Here is a 22,995-nt window from a genome sequence, read left to right as displayed (position 1 = left end):
ATTTTCTGCGACGATTTTCTATCGTTTTTTACATTTGAATTGCCTCTCCTTCATATAAATATTTATATTATTTATGTAACTTGAAGAAGATTTTGAATGGATAAATAACTAAGCGCAATAATTTCCCGATTGAAAATATAAAAACACTAACTCTATTTAAATTCCCCCGTATATAAAGTTGTGCTTTTTGTTTAAATTATATTATGTCAACTCTGATCATTGGTAACCGTTTTAAAAAAGGAATACTTTTTTTACTATCTATAATTTTATTACTGGTAGTTATAGGCGTTATTCTGCCTTCATCCTATCATGTAGAGCGTTCTGTAATTATCAGCAGGCCGAGTAAAATGATTTTCCCATATCTTAATAATATCCAAAAATGGACAGTCTGGACTTCCCTAAATCAAAACAAGGATTTCTCTCTTGAGCAGAATTTCTTTGGGCCACCACAGGGTATAGGAAGCGGTATGTCTTATCAGGGCGATAAATTAGGAAAAGGGAAAATAGAAATTATTGATAATGAGCTAAATGACCATGTTTCTTATTCATTATTGATTAATAACCGATTCAATACGCAGGGTAATATTCAACTTACAAGCATTTCGGACTCTTCTACTCAGGTTTCAATTTCGTTGGATGGAGATGTAGGTTTTCATCTACCGAACCGCTACATCATTCTTTTAATGGATAATATTGCCGGTTCTCTGTTCCAGGAAAGCCTTATTCACCTGAAATCAATTGTTGAAACTAAAAAAACAGCTCCGGTTTCAGGCTTATAGCACATTCCCTCCTTTTTCTGCCTTCCTTTTTCTATCTTTGCATATTAATTACAGAAACAATCATGGTTGACAAATTAGAGGCTATAAAATCCCGATTTGATGAAGTGGCAGAAGCAATTCTGGACCCGAATATTATGTCGGATATGAAGCGCTATGCCTCCTTAAATAAGGAATACAAGGAGCTAAATAAAATTGTTGAGGTTTACGCTCAATATAAAAACATATTGGACAATATTGAAAGTTCTAAGAAAGTACTGAGTGTTGAAAAAGACCCGGACTTTAGAGAAATGGCTAAAGAAGAACTTGAAACGTTAGCTGTTCAGAAGGACGATATTGAATTGGTTATTAAAGAACTTCTGATCCCGAAAGATCCTAACGACAGTAAAAACATTATCCTTGAAATCCGAGGTGGAACAGGTGGTGATGAAGCATCTATATTTGCAGGTGATATCTTCCGTATGTATCAGCGTTATTGTGACCGCATGGGCTGGAAGATGGAACTGATCGATGCTACAGAAGGAACTTCCGGTGGTTATAAAGAAATTATCTGCGGCATCTCCGGTGAAGATGTGTACGGCAAATTAAAATTTGAATCCGGTGTACACCGCGTACAGCGTGTACCTGCAACAGAAACACAAGGACGGATTCACACTTCTGCTGCATCTGTAGCGGTATTGCCCGAAGTAGAAGAACTGGATGTTCAGCTTAACATGAATGATATCCGTAAAGATACCTTCTGTTCTTCCGGACCAGGCGGACAATCCGTTAACACTACCTATTCTGCGATCCGTTTAACACACATTCCTTCAGGTACGGTTGTTCAATGCCAGGATGAAAAATCTCAAATCAAAAACTTTGAGAAAGCGTTGAAAGTACTTCGTTCCCGTATCTATGAGATTGAATACAAAAAACAACAGGATGAGTTGGGTAAAGAACGTAACTCAATGATCGGGAGCGGTGACCGTTCTGATAAGATCCGCACATACAATTACCCGCAGAGCCGCGTAACCGATCATCGCATCGGGCATACGGTTCACAATCTGCCAGCTGTAATGGATGGTAATATTGATGATTTTATTGAAGAACTCCGATTGGCAGAAAATGCCGAGCGTTTAAAAGAAGGCGCTCAGGAAACTGCTTAACATACTCATTAAAAGGGCTGGCAGTTTGCCAGCCCTTTTCTTTTATATCGCATGAAATTGAACCGCATCCCTGTTGTTTTTATTCTCGTCCTGCAATTTTTAAGCTGCATGCGGAAAGATGAGGTTTTAAGCACGGATCCGAGTGACCGGCTGGAATTTTCTGAAGATACTGTATTTTTTGACACGCTCTTTTCAAGTGTCGGAAGCATCACAAAAAGATTGCTTGTTTATAATCCCGGTAAAAATAAAATCCGGATCTCCAGCGTAACGCTTGCAGGCGGCAGCAACTCTGCATATTCTGTTATTGTTAATGGTTTGAATGGCCCTTCTATATCCGATATTGATATACGTGGAAACGACAGTATTTATGTCCTGGTGAAAGTTCTGATTGACCCTTCGAATCAGGACCTGCCTTTTCTTGTAAGTGATTCAATACTCTTTTATACGAATACGAACAGACAGAAAGTATTGCTTTCTGCTTATGGGCAAGATGCGCATTTCTTTGGAAAGGAAAGCATTGCCTGTGATGCTGTATGGGTGAATGATAAACCGTACGTCCTCTACGACACCTTACAGGTTAACACCGGTTGTACCTTAACCATACAGCCCGGATGCAAAATCTATTTTCACACTGCAGCCGCACTCAACGTGCGTGGAACACTTATCGCGCAGGGATCTTCTTCAGAGCCGCTGCTGTTTGCTTCCGATAAACTAAGCAAAACTGCCCAAGATGACCGCGGACAATGGGGCGGACTAATCTTCCAGTCCAGCAGTTCAGGTAATGTTATTTCCTGGGCAACAATACGCAACAGCTCTACTGCAATCAAACTCTTTCCTGTGATTGATGCAGATACAATTGCCGAATTATCGTTAGACCATACGTTTTTACTTCATGCAAGTGTCCGCTTAATTGATGCACAGGAGGTTGATCTGGCCGGAAGTAATCTGGTTTTAAGTGATTGCCCGAAAGCATTACTCAAACATACGGCAGGCTGTGGAGTCTGGAAGCATTGTACCTTTGCCAATTATTCTTCCGGATTTTTCAGGGAAGAAACGAATCTTGTGCTTGGCAGCAACATGGGTTCCTTAAAAATGTACGTATTGAACTCAATCTTGTGGGGAGATAAATCCAATGAGGTCACTGCAAACAACACACCTTCCCTAAGCCTGCAGTCCTGTATCTGGCGGTCTGCCTATATGGGCACCAATACAAATGTTATAACAAGCAATCCGCTTTTTTCCAAACCATCTGCTTTTGACTTTTCACTTACGGCAGGCTCTTCTGCCATCGACCTCTGCACGGGTGTTGGTGTGCCGGATGATATTGCAGCTGGAAATCGTGACAGTACTCCTGATGCCGGAGCATATGAATTCAAATAAGAAATAAATTAGAGGCTTGAATGTTATGTTTTTAGCTTCAGATACAGTATTTTTAATCAAGACAAGTTTTACTTGTTGGATCCCTTTATATCTTTATCAAAACTTTATCAATAGAATCAATGAAACGTTTTTTAAAAATCCCGTTCTACTTACTTATTCTTTCTCTATTCAGTTCTTGTGGTTACAATACCATGATCGAAAAACAAGAAGCTGTTGATGGCGCATGGGCACAGGTTGACGTACAATACCAACGCCGCAATGACCTTATAGGCAACCTGGTTGAAACAGTAAAAGGATATGCAAAATACGAACAGGAAACGTTAACTAAAGTTGTTGAAGCACGTGCTTCTGCAACACAGGTTGTTGTTAAAGCAGATCAACTGACAGAAGAAAACATTGAAAAGTATCAGCAGGCACAAGGCCAGTTAACTTCTGCCTTAAGCAAATTGTTGTCTGTAACAGAAAACTATCCGGACTTAAAAGCGAATGAAGGTTTCAATGATTTACGTGCTGAATTAAGCGGTACAGAAAACAGAATAGCGGTTGCCAGAAAAAATTTCAACGAAGCTGTACAAACGTATAACGTAACCATCCGCACTTTCCCGAACAACATCATTGCCGGCATGTCAGGCTTCGAGAAAAAAGGTTATTTCAAATCTGAAGCAGGTGCAGACAAACCTGTTGACGTGAAATTCTAATATCTATTATGCCAATCAACTTTTTCAATTCAGAAGAAAAGGCTGCTATTAATGATTCCATTCATAAAGCAGAGAAGCAGACCTCCGGAGAAATCCGGCTTCACGTTGAAAATCAATGTGCCTATGATGTGCTGGACCGGGCTGCCGATGTGTTTGCACAGCTTGGTATGCATAAAACAGAACTTAAGAACGGCGTACTTTTCTATCTTTCTATTAAAGACAGAAAGTTCGCTATTCTTGGGGACGCCGGCATCAATACAAAGGTTCCGGCTGGCTTCTGGGATTCTGTTAAAGAACTTGTTCTGGAACATTTCAAAACGGGTGCTTATGCCAAGGGCTTGTGCGCCGGCATAGAAAAAGCCGGCTCTAAGCTTAGTGAGCATTTTCCTTATTCTAATAATGACATAAATGAGCTTTCGAATGAAATCTCTTTTAATAAGAATTAAATGAATCGTAATTTACTTCTTCTGCTGTGTTCGCTCTTTTGCTTTATAGCTATTGGCAAACCATCCGATTTCCCTCCTGTTCCTAATCCACCAAAGCTGATCAATGATTTTGCAGGTATGCTTAGCCCTGCTGAAGTAGCTGAACTGGAACGCAAAGTAAATACGTTCAATGATTCTACTTCCATTGAAATTTCTGTCGTTATAATCACCAATCTGGGTGATTATGATATTGCAGAGTATGCTTTTCAATTGGGTGCCTTATGGGGTATTGGAAAGGATAAAAAAGACAATGGCGTATTATTGCTCATTTCAAAAGAAAACAGAAAAGCATTCATTGCAACCGGTTACGGAATGGAAGGCGTATTGCCTGATGCACGCTGCAAACGTATCATTCAGGCCGAATTAATTCCGCAGTTTAAGCGCAGCAATTATTTTAATGGTATAAATTTTACCATTGATGCCATTATGCGTTATTCAAAAAATGAATATACTGCAGACCCTGTTGCTGCAAACGCAAACCGTATCAAACCTGCATATGTGCTTTTATTTATCATTGGTGTTATAATTCTGGTTTCCTTTTTAAACCGTAACAATAATAGCGGCAGCAATCGCGGTGGAAACAATGGAGGTTACGGCAGTGGCGGCGGTGGCCTGCTTGGCGGCTTACTCGGAGGTGCTATAGGTAGTGGGTACAGAGGACGAAGTTACGGCGGTGGCTTTGGTAGTGGCAGCAGCGGTGGTGGATTCGGAGGTTTTGGCGGCGGCGGATTCGGAGGTGGCGGTGCAGGCGGAGACTGGTAGTATTATATAGAACGATGCTGCTTATCAACCACTTTTTTCTTGGCTTTATTATAAGCTTCATTGGTACAATTCCTCCTTCAACATTTAATTTACTCGCAATCAAGCGGGCTACATCAACCGGTCTGCGTAAAGCCATGACGTTTGCATGCGGTGCAGTATTGATAGAGTTTTTCTATTGTTTCTTTGCTGTTATTTTTTCAAGGTATTTTCTGGCCAACAAAGCCATTAGCGATATCATAGAACTTATTGCTGTACCCGTTTTTTTGCTGCTGGCTTACATGTTCCTTACAAAAAAACATGTTGAACCGACACCGAACGAGCAACAGCCAAAGGGTTCAACAGATTTTGTCCAGGGATTATTTATAGGCATTATTAACCCAACACAAATAACTTTCTGGCTGGGTTACAGTACCTATTTTATAAGCACCGGCTGGTTAAAAGAAGAGCTCCTATTCATGACAACCTTTGTAGTAGGCGTATGTGCAGGCAGCCTGGTAATGTTGTTTATTTATGCGTATTACTGTAAAAAATGGTTCTATGGAAATACACCGAAATTATTTACGGAAAAAGTGCTGAATAAAATTGTCGGTTTTATTTTTATTGGATTATCCTTAATGCAGTTGGGAAAGCTGATTTGGCAGCATTGGAGCAGTAAAATTTGATGCAATATTATTTTGAATAAAGGACTTCCTTTAACTTTGTATAATCATCAAAATACTCATATCCATCCTTTAAGCACAAAGATGTCGCTCTATCTGACACACCAATTATTAAACTCTTTTTACAATGGAAACATATTTTAGCGATTCCTATTGTTTTATTTTTATTTTTAAAAATCAAAATATCTCTATAGATCGGAATACATGTAGTGAAAAGACATGTGTCAAGACTTCTGCTGCAAAATATGTTATTGATTGTATCAAACTTATGAGAAGAAAGATTCGTCTTAATAAAATTTTTCTGTTCTAATTGCTGATATAAAATAGTATCAGCAAGCGTTTTGGATGTGTCTTCATACATTACATTTAGCTGATTTTGTTCAATATCAGATAAATCCTTCTTTTTTTCTGTATAGGAAAATCCTTTAGAATCAATTTCAACATAATAATGTTCTACAGCATCGAAAGTAAAAAATGGAATGCAATCTTCTTTTACATCTTTGCTATAATCCCTTTCCGATTCTGAATTACAACTGCTATAGATAAATACAATTGAACTCAAAAAAATATACCTAACGGTTCTCATTATTTAATTAAATTACTCGTTCGGAATAGATTACTTTTTATAAAATAAATACAACGCCAGAAACATCAGTACCATCGCGCATAGTTTTCTCCACCCAATCTGTATGGGAACACCTGTAAAGACACCAAAATGATCGATGAGTGCACTTGTTGAAAGCTGTGCAATAATTAAAATCAGTAACACACTACCTATGCCAATTTTAGGTACAAGCAGCACGCTTGTCATAACATAAAACGCGCCAAGCAAGCCACCCGTAAGCTGCCACCAGGGCAATTCTTTCCAAAAGAAAATGTCTCCCTTACGCATAATCAGCAGTGTAATAAAAAGCACAATGGTACCGGTAAAGAAAGACGTAAAAGCCGCTTCAATCGTACCGATCTGTTTTCCTAATGCGCCGTTAACGCCTGCCTGGAAGGCAACAGCGATTCCGGCAATTGCCAGCATGATAAAGGTTGTAAAATTCATTTTCATTTCATTGTTGTTGGGGCGGGCGCAAGCCCTATTCAAAATGCGCCTGTCCTGTTTTGGAATGTACGCGTCCTGTTTGGAATGTACTTGTCCTGTTTTGTAATTTACTTATCCTGTTTGGAATGCTGCGCTCTGTTCTAAAACGTGTTCGCATTTTGAACAGGGCGAGGGCAAGCCTCGCCCCTACGTGTACATTTCATTTATTTTAATTTTTCCCGCAGGTATTTTGCGGTATATCCTTTTTTGCACTTAATCATCTCTTCGGGTGTGCCTTCAAATATTACGTCACCGCCGCCGTTACCGCCTTCGGGGCCAATGTCAATGATCCAGTCAGCACATTTGATCATTTCCATATTGTGTTCGATCACAATCACAGAATTTCCTTTATTCACCAATGCCTGAATGGAATCCAGTAATTTACGGATGTCATGGAAATGCAATCCTGTTGTGGGCTCATCAAACAGGAACAGTATATGTTCGTTGTTTTCTTCCGGTGATTTGCCAAGGAAAGAAGCAAGTTTTACACGTTGTGCTTCTCCGCCCGATAGGGAACTGGAAGATTGTCCTAAGTGTACATAACCTAAACCCACGTCTGATAAGGGCTGCAGTTTTTCAATCAGTTTAGGTTTGTCTTTGAAGAAGGTTAAACTTTCTTCAATCGTCATATCTAAAATGTCTGAAATGCTTTTGTCGTTGTATTTTACTTCTAAAATTTCCTGTTTAAAACGTTTCCCGTTACACGCTTCACAGGTCAGATGTACGTCTGCCATGAATTGCATTTCAACCGTTACGATGCCTTCTCCCTGGCACATTTCACATCTGCCGCCTTCAACGTTAAACGAGAAGTGGCCTGGTTTATAGGCACGCGATTTCGACAAACCTTGCTCCGCATATAAGTTCCGGATCAGATCATAGGCTTTCACATAGGTTACCGGATTTGAACGGGAAGATTTGCCGATCGGATTCTGATCTACAAATTCAATCTGTGTAACCTCACGGATATCGCCATCCATACGGTCGAACTTACCTGTAAATTCACCGGAGAACCCGAAGAGTTTTTGTAAAGACGGAAATAAAATTTTCTTCACCAAGGTTGATTTTCCTGAACCACTTACGCCTGTCACAACAGTAAATGTGTGTAAAGGAAACTTCACATTAATATTCTTTAAATTATTTTCGCGTGCCCCTTTTATTTCAATAAATGAATTCCATTTTCTCCTGTGTTTGGGTACTTCAATAGAAGAGCGGTTAGTTAAATAATCTGTCGTGTATGATCCGCTGTGTGTTAACATGTCGTCAATCACACCCTGGAACATCAGCTTTCCGCCGTGAATACCAGCATCGGGGCCAATATCAATGATCTGGTCCGCGGCACGCATTACTTCTTCTTCGTGTTCAACTACAATAACCGTGTTGCCCATATCGCGAAGCATTTTCAATACTTCGATGAGCTTGCCTGTATCACGCGGGTGCAAACCAATACTTGGCTCATCCAATACATACATAGATCCGACAAGAGCACTGCCAAGTGATGTTGCCAGCTTGATACGCTGGAATTCACCTCCGGAAAGAGATGCCGTTAAGCGGTTTAAGGTTAAATAACCCAATCCTACTTTTTCTAAATAGGATAAGCGGTTTGTGATTTCTTTTAATAAACGTTCTGCAATTTTTTCTTCTCCTTTTTGAAGTTTCAGATCAGAGAAAAATTGCAACGCTTCTGTAACAGGCATTAATACAATATCTGTAATAGATTTCTTTGCAACCTTTACATACGATGCATCCTTACGCAGACGTGTGCCACGGCAGTCGGGGCAGCTTGTACGGCCTCTGAAACGCGAAAGCATTACGCGGTATTGGATTTTATATGTCTGTGTTTCTAAATACGCAAAAAATGCGTGCAAGCCTTCAAAATATTTATTTCCATCCCAGAGCAATTGACGCTGTTCAGGTGAAAGATCTTGTATAGCTCTATGAATCGGAAAATCAAATTTTATTCCGCTTTTGATCAATGGCTTTAACCATTCACTCATTTTATCTCCGCGCCATGGTGCTATTGCACCTTCATATACCGATAACGATTTGTCGGGAATAACAAGGTCTTCATCAATGCCCAGTACATGGCCGAAACCTTCGCACGTTTTACAGGCACCGAATGGATTGTTAAAGCTGAAAAAGTTTGCGGAAGGTTCTTCAAATGTAATACCATCTGCTTCGAAGCGATCACAAAAATCCAGTGTTTCTTTTTCAGGTACAATGATTCTGCAATCTCCGTCTCCTTCATAAAATGCGGTCTGTACAGAATCGGAAACCCTGAACGCTGCATCTTCTTCGGTTTTATTTACCGAATTCCGGTCAATTAAAATCCATGCATCTGCTTTTGCAGGTAAGGCTTTCGCTCCTTTTTCTATCAGCTCTTCAATGTGTATTACTTCGTCATTCAGGTATAAACGCGTAAATCCTTTCTGTAAAAGAACCTGCAGCTCTTCAAATGATTTCCTGTCGTGTTTTGCTTTGAATGGCGCCAGCACCATAAAACGTGTACCTTCTGCGTGGTTAAAAATCCAGTCGACGACATCAGTCACAGAATTTTTTTTCACTTCATTACCGCTAATAGGTGAGATTGTATGGCCCACGCGCGCGAATAATAATTTCAGATAATCATAGATCTCTGTTGTGGTACCTACCGTAGAGCGGGGGTTACGGGAATTTACCTTTTGTTCAATGGCAATAGCCGGCGACACACCTTTGATGTAATCAACTTCCGGCTTTTCCATTCTGCCCAGGAACTGGCGCGCATAGGAACTTAAGCTTTCAACATACATACGCTGACCTTCTGCAAAAAGCGTATCAAAGGCTAGGGAAGATTTTCCTGAGCCTGAAAGGCCGGTAATAACGACCAGTTTATTTCTGGGGATGGCAACATCAATATTTTTTAGATTGTGCACGCGTGCACCTTTAATGATGATGAATTGCTTTGGGTCTAATGATTCTATATCGAGCGCGTATTCTTTTTTTGCCACGTTTGTTCCTTTCATAAACTACCTGTTATTATTCCCTTTGCTAAATGCGCGGGAATAAGCTGCATTTTTAAAGTTCCGCTTTTTTATTCAAATATCACAGTCAATTTTAATCTAATACGTTGTTGTTAAACGTGTCATTTGTTAGAACCTTAAAAGATCTTTTTCCGTTCATATTTATAAAAGTGTATGTATCGCGACATTTTCATGCTCTATAAAAACCAACACAAAAAATATTAATTATTTTTTTAGTTTTAGGCTTACTTTTTGCACCGAGTACGTATATATAGTTGCAAATACAGAAATTTGCCTATATATTTAAAAATAATTTATACGTGCCTAAACGTTTAACCTTAAACAATACCCTATGAGATAGACCTCTACGTTAACTAAACATAATACGGATATGAAAAACGCAGCTATTAGTGATTCCACATTGGTTTCACAATATATCCAAGGTAACGAAGAGGCTTTTGCAGAACTCATAAAAAGGCACAAATCAAAAGTTTACTCTACTATTTATTTAATTGTGAAAGATCGCTACCTGGCAGAAGATCTTTTGCAGGATGTGTTTATTAAGGTCATTCATAAAATGAAAGGTGGCCAGTACAACGACGAGGGCAAATTTTTACCTTGGGTCGTCCGTATCGCGCATAATTTAGCCATTGATTATTTCAGACGTAATAAAAGATATCCAACAATCGTTATGGATGAAGGAATGAATATATTCAACTCACTTAACTTTTCTGAAGATTCTACGGAATCTATACAGATAAAAGGTGAGAATGAAGCGTTAATCCGTTCTTTGATCCACAAACTACCTGAAAGCCAGCGTGAAGTTGTTTTAATGAGACACTTTTCGGACATGAGTTTTCAGGAAATTGCGGACTCTACAGGTGTTAGTATTAATACGGCACTCGGAAGGATGCGATACGCTTTAATCAACCTCCGCAAGGAGCTGACAAAGCAACCAAAGCCGATTGTGTATGATAAAAACGTTTACCCAAAATGATGTTATTCGATTTGTTTATGATGAAGTAAGTACTGAAGAGCGTTCTCAGATGGAAGAGCTTTTACTTGTTGACACCGCGTTTCAAAAATTGTATAAAAGTTATACAAAAACGAAAGGTCACATTAAAAAATCTACCCTTGAACCTTCAGAGAATATCATTAACCGTATCTTAATCTATTCAAAATCGCTTTCTTTGCAACAGTAAACGAAAGTTATGCAACGCAAAGAACGATTTGAAAAATTCTTAGATTATTTCTCTACCCATTCACCCGAACCAGAAACAGAGCTCGTATATTCAAATCCATACGAGCTCCTGGTTGCGGTGAGTTTAAGTGCCCAATGTACAGACAAGCGTGTAAACCTTACAACGCCTGCACTTTTTAACCGCTACCCCGACGCAGCTTCTTTAGCCAAAGCCACTTCAGACGAAGTGTTTCATTATATCCGCAGCATTTCCTATCCGAACAATAAAGCAAAACACCTGGTAGGTATGGCTCAGATGTTGATGAAAGATTTTAATGGTGAAGTACCTGATACCGTTGAAGACCTTGTAAAACTGCCTGGTGTAGGCCGTAAAACAGCTAATGTCATTGCCAGTGTTATCTGGCAGCAGCCTACCATGGCTGTTGACACACATGTATACCGTGTTTCACGCAGGATAGGCCTGGTGCCTCAAACAGCAACCACACCGCTGGCGGTAGAAAAACAGCTCATGAAATACATCCCTACTGCGCTCGTACACAAAGCACATCACTGGTTAATACTACACGGGCGCTACACATGTCTGGCACGTACACCCAAATGTGAGGTCTGCCCTGTTACAGAGATCTGCATGTGGTATTCGAAAAATAAAAAGAAACTTGTAAACTAAAGAAGGCTGCTCATGGAGCAGCCTTCTTTAGTTATTTAATTTTATGGGTTGAACGTTATTCAACAATGTTTGCTTTTACGCGTGCCTCATAGTCCTTTTTAAACGCTTCCGCATCTTCCAGTTTGTTTTTTAAACCGCCGCCCAGGTCAGCAGATTTTAATTTAACAAGATTGTGATTGCTTTGAGGCCAGTCTTCTAAGAAACAATACGCCGCTGCTAAATTTACATGTAACGCATTGGTTATATTTTCATTGATACGGGCTTTTTTATCTGTTAAGTTAGATTCCTTTAATGCCTTCTCCCAGATCGCAACAGCTTTCAATAGATAGTCTTTTGCTTTTGCTTTGTCTGTAGACAAATAATTGTAACCCATAGATGCCTCTGTATAAGCAGAAATAATATCGCCGTATACGGCTGCATCTTTTGCTGTAGCAACATCAAATTTTACTGTTTTTACTGAATATCCAAACTCGCTGTTTAATTGATTTTTGCTTACAGAGATTGCATTGCTGTACGCATCATTATCACAGGTTGCTTTAAACGCTTTAGCTTCGTCTGTGTACGTCCACCAGCTTTCAAGTTCTGCTTCTGTTGGAAATGTTTTTGTTTTTTTAGTTCTTGGTTTGTCTGTGCCACCTAATACTTCTTCTCTTACAAGCGTTCCTGCGGCATCATATACCTGATACGTTACTTTATAAACGTAACCAACTTCATATCCATACACTTTTACTGTTCCTGTACTGGTGGACTGGTTGCTTGAAACAACTTTATTGCCTGTAAAATCAAAGCCTGAAACATTCAGCTTAATAGAGAATTCCGCCGCTGACTGTACTTCCTGGCAACCATCAATTTTCAAAGCTGTCTTTATAGACGTTGGCGTTCTGTCTGCCGGATAGTAGTCATAATCATCCGGGTACGGCTGAGGAGTTTTCCCTTGTTTTACCAATAATGCATTTGTGTTGGTTACACTTTTTACCAGTGCATCACGTGTTTCAATTCTGTTTTTGGCAATACCATCGCTATCCATATTGATCTCTAAGCTGTATTTTTTTGCCATTGGAGATACCGGCTTAAGCGGTAGTCGTGTGTAGGTAACATCAACTTTTTCCCAATCCGCTTTTTGCGCAAATCCTGAAAATATAGATAAAATTGCTACTGATAAAATTGTAATTTTCTTTAACATGGGGGTATTTGTTCGTTTAACGTTTTAATCATTTTTAAAAACATGATCCAATATTCAATTCTGATGCCAAAATAGCTATTTATTGCTTCAATTTTTGAAATTTAGATTGTTTTTAATGAATGTTCCCTCAAAATATCTGATTCCGGCAGATCCGTTTTTCATATTAAGATTTTGAAATTCTTACCATTATGAAATAAATAATTGTAACTTAAATTCAAATTCTATTTGTTACTGCTTTGTGTGGAATTAACATCATAATTGACAAGAAAGGCGTTTTAACAAGCCGCGAGATTCAATCCATGAATCAGGCAATATTATATCGAGGTCCTGACCACTCTGATTTTGTATCCTTTCAATTTAAACAACAACAAATCTTTATTGGCAATAACCGATTGAAAATTATTGATCGGAATACACTTTCCAATCAACCGTATAATTCAATTGATAAGCGTTATTCGTTAACCTTTAACGGTGCGATATATAATTACAAAGAATTAAAGCAGCAGTTGCCTGCTATGGAATGGCAAACAGAATCGGATACAGAAGTTCTGTTAAACTGGATGATTGTTCATGGTTTATCTGGTCTGCCTGAATTAAATGGCATGTTTGCCTTTGCCTTTTATGACCGGCAGCAGCATGCACTTATAATTGCCCGTGATCCGAGCGGCATTAAACCTTTGTACTATTACAACGATGATGATTATTTTATTGCATCTTCTGAGATCAAAGGGATTCTTGCCAGCGGTTTAGTAAAAAAAGAATTTAATTCGAATCAGGTAAGCCATTATTTACAGTTTAAATATGTACCGAAGCCGTTTACCTTTTATAAAAATATTTTTGAACTGAATGAAGCAACATTCATTAAAATCGATGAATATGATTTTAAGATCAAACGCTTTGAGTCACCTTCAGTAATTAAACCCAATACACTTACCAACCAGCAGCTGATAGAAACCTGTGATCAGCTTATTGAAAATGCTGTTAAACATCATCTTGTGGCCGATGTGCCTGTTGGTTTGTACCTAAGCGGCGGCATAGATTCAACACTTCTGCTTTCAAAAATCCGCAAACTCGGGCATTTAAATTTTCCTACATTCACCATTGCTAACAGTTCAAGGGAACAAGCATTTGGCACACGTGATTTTGAATTTGCGCGTTTAGCTTCTAAGTTGTATAATTCAGACCACCACGAAGTTTCTGTTCATGCAGAAATGCTTCAGGATCTTCCTGCATTTGTATCCATGATTGATCAGCCTATTGGTGATTCAGCATTATTTTTAACACACATCTTATCTAAAGAAGCCGGACAGCATGTGCGTGTTGCATTGAATGGTGCAGGTGCAGACGAGCTCTTTGCTGGGTATAACAGACACAGTGCATATAAAAGTTACCTGAATAATCTGCTGCATAAAAATCTTGCGATAACCCTTATTAAAAGCACCTACAACATTTTGCCGGATGGCGGCAACCATTCGCTTAAAAAAGTATTCAGGCTTTGGAATAAATTCACGGGCATGATGGATGTTGATCCAATCAAAACGTGTCACAATTTTTCGTCTTCAGAATATTTCATTGAAAAAAATACTTCTATAGAGGTTGATGATAAGTCGTATGAAGACCTTTCTTACTATTTGTATTACTGCTTGCGGAACGACCGGACCAAATATCTGATCTCGGACATCCTTGCATTAACAGATAAGATGACCATGCGTTCTTCTATTGAAGCGCGTGTCCCTTACCTGGACCAGGAACTACGAAGGTTTGTAGAAAGTTTAGACCCTTCTGTCTTATTAAAGAACGGACGGAAGTGGATTCTTAAAGAAGTGCTGTTGCGTAACGGAGGAGAAACTTTTTTAAACCGTCCGAAAGAAGGTTTTGGAATGCCATTTGGTTATTGGCTAAAGCTGCCGGTTAATAAAAATTTTGTTGAAAAGCTGACTAATAAAAATCACCCGATCTATGAATGGGTCCCTTATCAAACCATCAAAAATCTTGTTGACTGGCATTTGGGCAGTAAGCGCGACTGTTCTTCTGAATTGTGGTCAGTACTTTTATTGATGCATTGGTATGAAAAAGAATTCTGATGAAAATACTCTATTTTCATCAGTACTTTAATACGCCTGCGGAAGGAGGCCCGCTCCGCTCCTGGCATATTGCAAAGGCAATGGCAGATGCCGGCCATAACGTAGTGCTCATTACAGCGCACAATTATCCTGCTGCCGTTACTAAAATCATTGATGGTATCACCATACATTATTTGCCCGTTGTTTATGACAATTCGTTTGGTTTTTTACGGAGAAGCTTTTCTTTTTTAACATTCATTCTAGGTGCGTTAAAAATAAGCCGCAAGGAAATGGATGTTGATTTGTGTTATGCAACATCAACGCCGTTAACTGTTGGGTTTATTGCTTATTGGATAAAACGCAAACGCTCTGTTCCCTATGTATTTGAAGCGCGTGATCTGTGGCCGGCCGCACCAATTGAAATGGGAGTAATAAAAAATAGCATTATTAAGAAATTATTATTCAGGTTTGAAAAGCTTATTTACGATCACGCTGAAAAAATTATCGCCTTGTCTCCCGGCATTAAAGAAGGCGTAGCCCGTGTTAGTCCGCACAAAAAAATACTGGTGGTGCCTAACATGTCTGATTGCGATTACTTCAAACCTGAATCTAAAACGCCTGCTCTCGAAGTTCATTTTGGTGTGAAGGATAAGTTCGTAGTGAGTTATTATGGTGCAGCCGGAAAAGCAAACCGCTTAGAATATCTGGTCGCGGTTATTAAACATTGCACCGATACCAATCACTCGAATCTCTTCTTTTTAATTCAGGCGAAGGGGTCTGAATTAGAAAAAATAAAAGAGCAGCTTAAAAACTATCGTAATGTACTATTCATTTCCTATGGTAATAAAGAAAGCCTTCGGCAACTTTTATATGTAAGTGATGGCGTATATGTTTCCTTTGATTCCAAGCCTGTACTTCAAACAACAAGCCCGAATAAGTTTTTTGACGCACTTGCGGCAGGCAAACTCACAATAGTAAATACAGAAGGCTGGATAAAAGAATTAATAGAAAAAAAAGCTATTGGCTTTTATGCAGACCCGCTGCAGCCACAGGAGTTTGTTGAAAAAATACTGCCGTTTATAAATAACAAAACCCGCCTGCTTGCTGCACAGAGCAAGGCTAGACGGGTTGCTGAAAATTATTTTTCTAAAGAATTGTTAGTAAATCAATTGCTAACGTTTCTAGAATTATAATAGTTTATTTTTTAAGCGGTGGTTTATAGCCTGAAAGTTTAAATATTTTAGCCGCATCCTGTTCATCCATTAATTCCTGTAAAGAAATATCCGGATGTTCGTTCATGTATTTACGAACAATCTGCCAGCCAAGCCATCTCCCTACTCTGCCCGGACAATCGTTGCTTATTTCGTTTACAAACGGACCTTCACCCGTATATTGTTCAACAATCTTCCGGCTTGTTTCAAACAATATTTTTCTGTCTATAAAATGTCCCCAGATTACCGGTAAATTTTCATCTACACCTTTCAATTCTTTTGATGTATACCCAATGTTTAAGGAGTCAGGCAAATCTGGCATTACACGCTCTACAAAATAATGTGCTTTGCCGTAATAGATCATTTCTGCCAATAGTGTTTCATCAGCGGGGTTGTTCTTATTAAACTTCGTTGATATGCCAAGCGCCATCATTGGCAACAGATAAGGCTTATCATATCTTGACAACATGTATTCATATAGATTTGGTTTGTGTGATGCCTTAGGTCCCATATACCAATCCAGGCAAACAACAATAGCTGAGTCAGAGAAAGACATATCCGGCTCCATAAGCCCCGAATAGATTGTGTATACCTTCGGTTCTTTAAATGCATTCATGTAAAATTTCATGTATCGAAACATGGATGTTAATTCTTTTTGCGCAGCAGACATATCTCCCCAGGCCGCTTCAATTTCAGTTGCGAAGCCCTTTAAGCCCGGGTTGTTGTAATATTGATACATGCGTTCAACATCTTCCGGCATGGGTTTGTTAGCAATACCACGTAAATATTGTTTGAAGAAAGCGGGATAGGTTAGAAAAATTTTCTCCATATCTTCTTTTTTCGTCATCGCAAACAGGTCTTTATCAATACGCACAATAGACGCATTGATGGAGACCTCTTCTGCTGCTTCGGGTTTAATAACCTGTTTTTCTATACTGTTTGTAACAGGTTTGTCCGGTTCGCACGAAAATAATATGGCTGTAAATAGAATGGCTACCCAAAATTTCATAATTTTATTCATATTTTAATTGAATACATAACGACAAATCTATGAAAAAAATATCGCTTCTTTTTTTATCCTGCTTTTTAGCGGTAGCAGGCTTTTCTCAAGTTACGCTGGGTCTACGTCTTTCGCCCGCATTAAGCCTTAATCGTGTAAAAGATCTCAACAGTGCCGATGGTGTTGAGTTTTCCAACAATAGTTCTGGTGTGCGTTTTGCTTTTGGCCCAACCGTTGATTTTCATTTCGGCGAAAATTATGCCTTTTCAACAGGAGCATGGTATTTAAGCAGCAGAGCAGGCTTATCACAAAGTGTGCCGGGCTTAACCTATAAAGAGATCGTAAGCCTTCAATCCGTTCAGATTCCTGTTACATTCAAGGCGTATACAAATGAGATTGCAACCAATATGAAATTGTATTTCCAGTTGGGCGGCTTGGCAACATTTAATTTTTATGAAAAATTCAAGGAATCAACTCCTTCAAATTCATCTTACGACGATAAATACAATGTGTTTGATGTGTCTTTATATGTGGGTGCTGGTGTATCGTACAAAATTGGTGAGTCGAATGCATTGTTTGGCGGCTTTTATTATAGCCGCGGTTTAATGAACATGCTTGACGGATCTACCATTCCAGGTACATCAGACAGATATAAGAAAGCTGCTAAATACAACAACGACCTTGTTGGTCTTGAAGTTGGTATTACATTCTAAGTTTATACTTCGAAAATCCGGAAATAAAAAAGTCACGCTGATAACAGCGTGACTTTTTTATTATCTGTAAACGTAACTAAGCTTATTTTTCTGAAGTGATGTATTCTTCGCTTCTGTAATCTTCTGTCGTAGCTTCGCTTTCCATGTCAATGTTCTGAGCACCTTCATCCAGGAATTTGAACTCGGTCAAACCAAGTGATGAGTCGGTACGCAATTTAACCCAGCGGAAATATTTGAAGAACCACTTTGTTCTTTTTGAAATATAACCTGTAGTAAAGTATGCATAAATGTATGGATGCAATACCAGGGTAATGTTTTTCTCATTCTGCTTGGTAATGATGTAATCCAGTTTATGCTCAATCTGATCGGTGATCGCAATACTTGCGCTGATCTTCCCGGTGCCGTTACACGTCGGGCAAACCTCCATGGTGATCAGGTTGGTTTGCGGACGTACACGTTCTCTGGTTATCTGCATCAAACCAAATTTAGATAATGGAAGAATAACGTTTTTAGAACGATCGTCTTTCATTTCCAATTTCATACGTTCGTATATTACCTTGCGGTTATCGAGATTTTTCATATCGATGAAATCCACAACAATAATTCCGCCCATATCTCTAAGCCTTAACTGGCGAGCTACTTCGCGGCAGGCTTCAAGGTTTGTATGCAACGCGGTTTCTTCCTGACTGGTTTCGTTGTTTGATTTGTTTCCACTGTTTACATCAATAACATGCAACGCTTCCGTGTGTTCAATAATCAAATAACCGCCACCCGATAAACTAACAGACTTGCCAAATAAGGTCTTCAGCTGTTTTTCAACCCCTGTAGATTCAAACATTTTGGTTTTGCCCTGGTGCAGTTTTACCAGACGCTCCTTATCAGGCGCAATATTTTTAATATAGGAACGAAGATCGTCGTATAGCTCTTTTGTATCTACGTTGATGCTGTCGAAACTCTCGTTCAACATATCTCTTAAGATAGAAGAAGTACGGTCCAGTTCGCCTATAATCAAGTCTCTTGGCCTTGCTTTTTTTAGTATAGCAATACCATCTTCCCAGGTTTTTACAAGATTTCGAAGATCCTTGTCCAGTTCAGCAACTTCTTTATTCGAGGCAACAGTACGTATAATAACGCCAAAGTTTTCCGGACGAATAGAAGAGATTAAACGCACCAGACGCTGGCGTTCTTCTTTATCTGTAATTTTCTTGGAAACAGAAACTACATTTGAGAAAGGTACCAGAACTAAATAACGCCCAGCAAGCGAAATTTCGCAAGATAGTCGCGGGCCCTTTGTTGATATAGGTTCTTTAACAACCTGAACCAATATCGGATTCCCTTTTTCCAGTACCTGACTTACTTTACCATCTTTTTTTATTTCCGCTTCTAACTCAAACTTTTTGAGTAAAGCCGGTGTGGACGCTGAGGTAATTGCATTCTTTGTAAACTTAGTCAATGATTTTATCTTCGGACCAAGATCAAAATAATGCAAAAAAGCATCCTTCTCATACCCAACATCTATGAAAGCTGCATTCAGGCCGGGTACGACTTTGCGTACCGTTCCTAAATAGATATCACCAACATTAAATTTACGGGTATGATCCTCAAACTGGTATTCAACAAGCCTTTTTTCTTGAATTAAGGCTATGCGATCTCCACTTTGAGACGAACTTATAAATAATTCGTTGCTCAACTCGCTACTTGTTAAATGTAAAAGGTACTAAAATAGAAATAAGCTGGAATCTGAGAGAAACCAGCCTTATTTATAAAAGATTCTATAAGAAGCTATTACTTCTTCTTATGTCTGTTTTTTCTTAGACGTTTTTTTCTTTTGTGTGTAGCAATCTTGTGTCTTTTTCTTTTTTTACCGCAAGGCATAATTGTAATCGTTTAAATGTATAATATTATTAATTAGACTCTTTTAAATAGCTGTCAATAATTGCCTGAAATTCCGGATCGCTATCCAATCCTTTTGCTTTCATAAAATATTGATTCGCTTTGCCTTTATTCCCAAGCTCCAGATAACTTAACCCTAAATAAAATGTTCCCGATGCGTGCGCAGGGTTAATTTCAATTAAGCTTTTAAAGCGATCTACTGCTTTATTATATTGGCGTGATTGCATGGATAAGTATCCTAAATTGAAAATTGCTGTTTCATTTCTCGGATCCTCTTTAACAACCTCCTGCAGAATGCGTATGCCGGTCATCGGATTAGATGTGGTTACATACGTCATCGCAAGTTTTGATTTTGTATCTAAGTTCGATGCGTTAATATCCAGAGCCTTTTCATAGTAAAGTCTGGATTTGTCCATGTAAGCAGATTTTTCATTTACTGAAACTAAATCTGATGCCTGCATGTACGCATCTGCCGCTGATAACAAGTTTTTCTCGTTTGGCTGAAGCATTGCAATTTCTCCTGAATACTTGGCTACGCTGTCGTATTTGTGAAATTTATTGTAATACCCCAAAATCGAGTCTGCAAAGATACGCTTTTTTTCTTTATCCGAAATGGAATAATAATTCTTTGTGAAATCCTGTAATTTTTTTTGTTCGCTGTCTGATGGTTTGTGTGTATGTTTCTCTGCCATCAACTTGCCCACTTCTGACAAAGAATCTTCATGCGCCACAGTAACTTCTGCACCCTCAACAGATTCTTTTTCATTGTCAACCAATACTTTAGGTAGGCTAAAAACAATTCCAATTCCAACAACGGCAACTAAAACGGCTATTACTTGCTTTTTTTGCATGATTCAGAAGAAAAGAAAAGAGCCTGCATGAACATACAGGCTCAATTTATTTTATTTCGTTTTAAAGAATATTGATACTAGTCAACTTCTTCATCAACATTACTGTATTTCTCAGCCATTACCTTTACTTTTTTGCTTGATTTGATTTTCTCAACGAAAACCTTAGCAGGCTTAAAGCTTGGAATGTAGTGCTCATCAATGATGATTGCTGTGTTTTTAGAAATGTTACGAGCCACTTTACGTGCACGTTTCTTGTTGATAAAACTACCAAAACCTCTTACATAAATGTTGTGGCCTTCAGACATAGAGTCCTTCACTACCTTAAAGAATGCTTCAACTGTTGTTGTTACATCAGCTTTGTCAATTCCTGTTTTTTCTGCGATTTCGTTAATTACGTCTGCCTTCGTCATTACTCTATATTTATTAATTATATGATACTTAATTAGTTCAAAAATAGCTTACAAATTTAGGGTACTATTCGTTAATAAAAAATATATTTACTTAATTAATCCTACATAATTTTGTGTAACATAAGCGGTTAAGCATATCCCCTATTCTGTGATAACACCTGAGATTAAAAAAAAGTTTCCTAAGGAACTGATAAAGTGGTATTTAAAAAACAAAAGAGAACTTCCATGGCGGGATACGCGTGATCCATATCCCATCTGGCTGTCTGAAATTATTTTACAGCAGACCAGGGTTCAGCAGGGAATGCCGTATTATTTTTCCTTTTTGAAAGCATTTCCGACAGTAAAACACATGGCAAAAGCCAGCGAAAAAGACATTTTGTCGCTTTGGCAAGGTTTGGGATATTATTCCAGAGCCAGAAACTTACATAAAACTGCCCTGCAGGTAATGTCTCAGTTTGGAGGTTCTTTTCCTGGCTCTTATAAAGAATTACTTGATTTAAAAGGAGTTGGGCCATATACTGCTGCTGCTATCGCCTCCTTTGCCTATAAAGAACAGGTTGCCGTAGTAGACGGTAACGTGTACCGGGTACTTTCCAGGGTGTTTGGTATCTATGAAGATATTACACAGAACAGTTCGAAAAAGACTTTCGCAGCCCTGGCGCAACAATTGATTCCCCAAAAAGACCCCGATATATATAATCAGGCAATTATGGAATTCGGCGCGTTGCATTGTACCCCTGCCGAGCCAAAATGTGGTGACTGCTGCTTTGCTGAAATCTGTGTGGCACATTTAACCGGCGACCAGCGGGTATTACCTGTAAAAGCGAAACAAAAAGCGAAACAGGAGCGCTACATGACCTATTTCATGATTACAAATAATAACACCGTACTTATGAAAGAGCGTGGAAGCAACGATATCTGGCAAGGACTTTTTGAGTTTTTACTGGTAGAAACGCCTAAAGCAGCCTCACTAACTGAAGCCTTAAAATTGGTTCCTGATCTTGACAAAAAAAATATTTCGGGAGAATCTATAACCTATAAACACATTTTAAGTCATCAAATCTTACATGCAAAAATTTATATGGCGGAGGTAGAAAAAAAAGTTTACAATTGTATAAAAAAAACATATAATCTTGAAGAAATCGCGTTTAACGAACTCCCTGTAACGCCCAAGCCTGTTTTGATTACAAAGTATTTGAAGGCTCATAAATTTTAGCTACCTTTAGTCTAATACAATTTTTCAATTAGCTAAAAATTTTAATTATTAATCATGGCAGGAATTAACAAAGTAATTCTAGTAGGGAATCTTGGTAAAGATCCCGAAGTGCGTGCTATCGGCACCGACAGAAAAGTGGCAAATTTTTCGCTTGCTACAACTGAATCTTACAAAAACAAAAGCGGAGAGCGCGTTGACCAGACTGAATGGCACAACGTAGTTTTTTATGGTCCCGTTGCAGACGTAATTGAACGTTACCTTCGTAAGGGTAGCCAGATTTACGTTGAAGGAAAAATTCGTACACGTTCGTACGACGATAAAGATGGTGTAAAAAAATACATCACTGAAATCATTGGAGATACCATGACAATGCTGGGTGCAAAATCAGGAGGTTCTGATTCACCAAATGGTAATGGTAATATGTCATCATCATCTTCATCTGCATCTGTTGCAATGGAGAGTGCAGGATCTTTTGAGCCACAAACAAGTGGCGCAGACGATTTACCTTTCTAATGTTTCACTAAAAGAATTGTTTGTTGGAACGATCGGCTGATCCTTACCCCATTTACAATTTAAATATAGTTTCTCCGGTAGAA

23 protein-coding genes are annotated in these 22,995 nt (G+C 38.7%); 15 read left to right on the top strand and 8 right to left on the bottom strand.

Features of this window, described 5'->3' with window-relative positions:
• Window positions 1–203 precede the first annotated feature (203 nt).
• From CHU_RS18005 to CHU_RS17975, 7 genes are all read left to right on the top strand, one after another.
• On the top strand, window positions 204–779 hold the full coding sequence (locus tag CHU_RS18005; protein WP_011587045.1) for an SRPBCC family protein: 576 nt from the start codon (window positions 204–206) through the stop codon (window positions 777–779).
• 62 nt (window positions 780–841) lie between these two features.
• Window positions 842–1,921, top strand: coding sequence for a peptide chain release factor 1 (prfA, locus tag CHU_RS18000; protein WP_011587044.1), 1,080 nt, complete (start codon window positions 842–844; stop codon window positions 1,919–1,921).
• Between the two features lie 51 nt (window positions 1,922–1,972).
• The gene (locus CHU_RS17995; RefSeq protein ID WP_011587043.1) at window positions 1,973–3,301 is read left to right on the top strand and encodes a hypothetical protein; all 1,329 of its coding nucleotides are present in this window, start codon (window positions 1,973–1,975) and stop codon (window positions 3,299–3,301) included.
• Between the two features lie 119 nt (window positions 3,302–3,420).
• Window positions 3,421–3,999 (top strand): LemA family protein, encoded by a 579-nt coding sequence (locus CHU_RS17990; protein ID WP_011587042.1) that lies wholly within the window; start codon window positions 3,421–3,423, stop codon window positions 3,997–3,999.
• A gap of 8 nt (window positions 4,000–4,007) precedes the next feature.
• Window positions 4,008–4,445, top strand: a complete 438-nt coding sequence (locus CHU_RS17985) for a TPM domain-containing protein (protein ID WP_011587041.1) — start codon at window positions 4,008–4,010, stop codon at window positions 4,443–4,445.
• Window positions 4,446–5,246 (top strand): TPM domain-containing protein, encoded by an 801-nt coding sequence (locus CHU_RS17980; protein ID WP_011587040.1) that lies wholly within the window; start codon window positions 4,446–4,448, stop codon window positions 5,244–5,246.
• A gap of 14 nt (window positions 5,247–5,260) precedes the next feature.
• Window positions 5,261–5,908, top strand: a complete 648-nt coding sequence (locus CHU_RS17975; RefSeq protein WP_011587039.1) for a LysE family translocator — start codon at window positions 5,261–5,263, stop codon at window positions 5,906–5,908.
• Window positions 5,909–5,915: 7 nt separating this feature from the next.
• Here CHU_RS17975 and CHU_RS17970 read toward each other — a convergent pair whose 3' ends face one another.
• From CHU_RS17970 to uvrA, 3 genes are all read right to left on the bottom strand, one after another.
• Window positions 5,916–6,467, bottom strand: coding sequence for a hypothetical protein (locus tag CHU_RS17970; RefSeq protein ID WP_143144065.1), 552 nt, complete (start codon window positions 6,465–6,467; stop codon window positions 5,916–5,918).
• Between the two features lie 54 nt (window positions 6,468–6,521).
• A complete protein-coding gene (locus CHU_RS17965) occupies window positions 6,522–6,956 on the bottom strand; it encodes a DMT family transporter (protein ID WP_041932489.1) in 435 nt (144 codons plus the stop codon).
• Window positions 6,957–7,159: 203 nt separating this feature from the next.
• Entirely contained in the window at window positions 7,160–9,994 is a 2,835-nt protein-coding gene (gene uvrA / locus CHU_RS17960; RefSeq protein ID WP_011587036.1) for an excinuclease ABC subunit UvrA, read from the bottom strand.
• 388 nt (window positions 9,995–10,382) lie between these two features.
• Between uvrA and CHU_RS17955 the strand changes: the two genes are divergently transcribed.
• The 3 genes from CHU_RS17955 to nth are packed head-to-tail and all read left to right on the top strand — an operon-like array spanning window position 10,383 to window position 11,859.
• Entirely contained in the window at window positions 10,383–10,988 is a 606-nt protein-coding gene (locus CHU_RS17955) for an RNA polymerase sigma factor (protein ID WP_011587035.1), read from the top strand.
• Window positions 10,963–11,193, top strand: a complete 231-nt coding sequence (locus CHU_RS17950) for a hypothetical protein (protein WP_011587034.1) — start codon at window positions 10,963–10,965, stop codon at window positions 11,191–11,193. Before CHU_RS17955 ends, CHU_RS17950 begins: the two co-directional genes overlap by 26 nt.
• A gap of 9 nt (window positions 11,194–11,202) precedes the next feature.
• Window positions 11,203–11,859 carry an endonuclease III gene (nth, locus tag CHU_RS17945; RefSeq protein WP_011587033.1) on the top strand — a complete coding sequence of 219 codons (657 nt, stop codon included), beginning with the start codon at window positions 11,203–11,205 and terminating at the stop codon, window positions 11,857–11,859.
• Between the two features lie 55 nt (window positions 11,860–11,914).
• Here the strand turns inward: nth and CHU_RS17940 are convergent, their stop codons facing one another.
• Entirely contained in the window at window positions 11,915–13,042 is a 1,128-nt protein-coding gene (locus tag CHU_RS17940; protein WP_011587032.1) for a hypothetical protein, read from the bottom strand.
• Between the two features lie 236 nt (window positions 13,043–13,278).
• Here CHU_RS17940 and asnB point away from each other — a divergent pair, with 236 nt between their 5' ends.
• Window positions 13,279–15,126 (top strand): asparagine synthase (glutamine-hydrolyzing), encoded by a 1,848-nt coding sequence (gene asnB / locus CHU_RS17935; RefSeq protein ID WP_011587031.1) that lies wholly within the window; start codon window positions 13,279–13,281, stop codon window positions 15,124–15,126.
• On the top strand, window positions 15,126–16,298 hold the full coding sequence (locus CHU_RS17930; protein WP_011587030.1) for a glycosyltransferase family 4 protein: 1,173 nt from the start codon (window positions 15,126–15,128) through the stop codon (window positions 16,296–16,298). The genes asnB and CHU_RS17930 overlap by 1 nt, the downstream gene beginning before the upstream one ends.
• A gap of 4 nt (window positions 16,299–16,302) precedes the next feature.
• Here the strand turns inward: CHU_RS17930 and gldB are convergent, their stop codons facing one another.
• Entirely contained in the window at window positions 16,303–17,325 is a 1,023-nt protein-coding gene (gene gldB / locus CHU_RS17925) for a gliding motility lipoprotein GldB (protein ID WP_143144064.1), read from the bottom strand.
• 41 nt (window positions 17,326–17,366) lie between these two features.
• On the opposite strand from gldB, the gene CHU_RS17920 reads away from it, so the two are divergent.
• Window positions 17,367–18,029: a porin family protein gene (locus CHU_RS17920; protein WP_011587028.1), complete on the top strand. Its 663-nt coding sequence runs from the start codon at window positions 17,367–17,369 to the stop codon at window positions 18,027–18,029.
• An 82-nt stretch (window positions 18,030–18,111) separates the two neighbouring features.
• On the opposite strand, the gene CHU_RS17915 is transcribed toward CHU_RS17920, so the two are convergent.
• From CHU_RS17915 to CHU_RS17905, 3 genes are all read right to left on the bottom strand, one after another.
• Window positions 18,112–19,719, bottom strand: a complete 1,608-nt coding sequence (locus CHU_RS17915) for an Rne/Rng family ribonuclease (protein ID WP_011587027.1) — start codon at window positions 19,717–19,719, stop codon at window positions 18,112–18,114.
• Window positions 19,720–19,933: 214 nt separating this feature from the next.
• The gene (locus CHU_RS17910; RefSeq protein WP_011587026.1) at window positions 19,934–20,773 is read right to left on the bottom strand and encodes a tetratricopeptide repeat protein; all 840 of its coding nucleotides are present in this window, start codon (window positions 20,771–20,773) and stop codon (window positions 19,934–19,936) included.
• A gap of 77 nt (window positions 20,774–20,850) precedes the next feature.
• Window positions 20,851–21,183 carry an HU family DNA-binding protein gene (locus tag CHU_RS17905; RefSeq protein WP_011587025.1) on the bottom strand — a complete coding sequence of 111 codons (333 nt, stop codon included), beginning with the start codon at window positions 21,181–21,183 and terminating at the stop codon, window positions 20,851–20,853.
• Window positions 21,184–21,331: 148 nt separating this feature from the next.
• Between CHU_RS17905 and mutY the strand changes: the two genes are divergently transcribed.
• Entirely contained in the window at window positions 21,332–22,399 is a 1,068-nt protein-coding gene (gene mutY / locus CHU_RS17900) for an A/G-specific adenine glycosylase (protein ID WP_011587024.1), read from the top strand.
• A gap of 54 nt (window positions 22,400–22,453) precedes the next feature.
• Window positions 22,454–22,912, top strand: a complete 459-nt coding sequence (locus tag CHU_RS17895) for a single-stranded DNA-binding protein (RefSeq protein ID WP_011587023.1) — start codon at window positions 22,454–22,456, stop codon at window positions 22,910–22,912.
• The last annotated feature ends 83 nt before the right edge of the window (window positions 22,913–22,995 follow it).

Origin of the sequence: Cytophaga hutchinsonii ATCC 33406 (genome assembly GCF_000014145.1) — a bacterium.
GTDB lineage: Bacteria > Bacteroidota > Bacteroidia > Cytophagales > Cytophagaceae > Cytophaga > Cytophaga hutchinsonii.
This window is presented reverse-complemented; position numbering and strand designations above follow the sequence as displayed.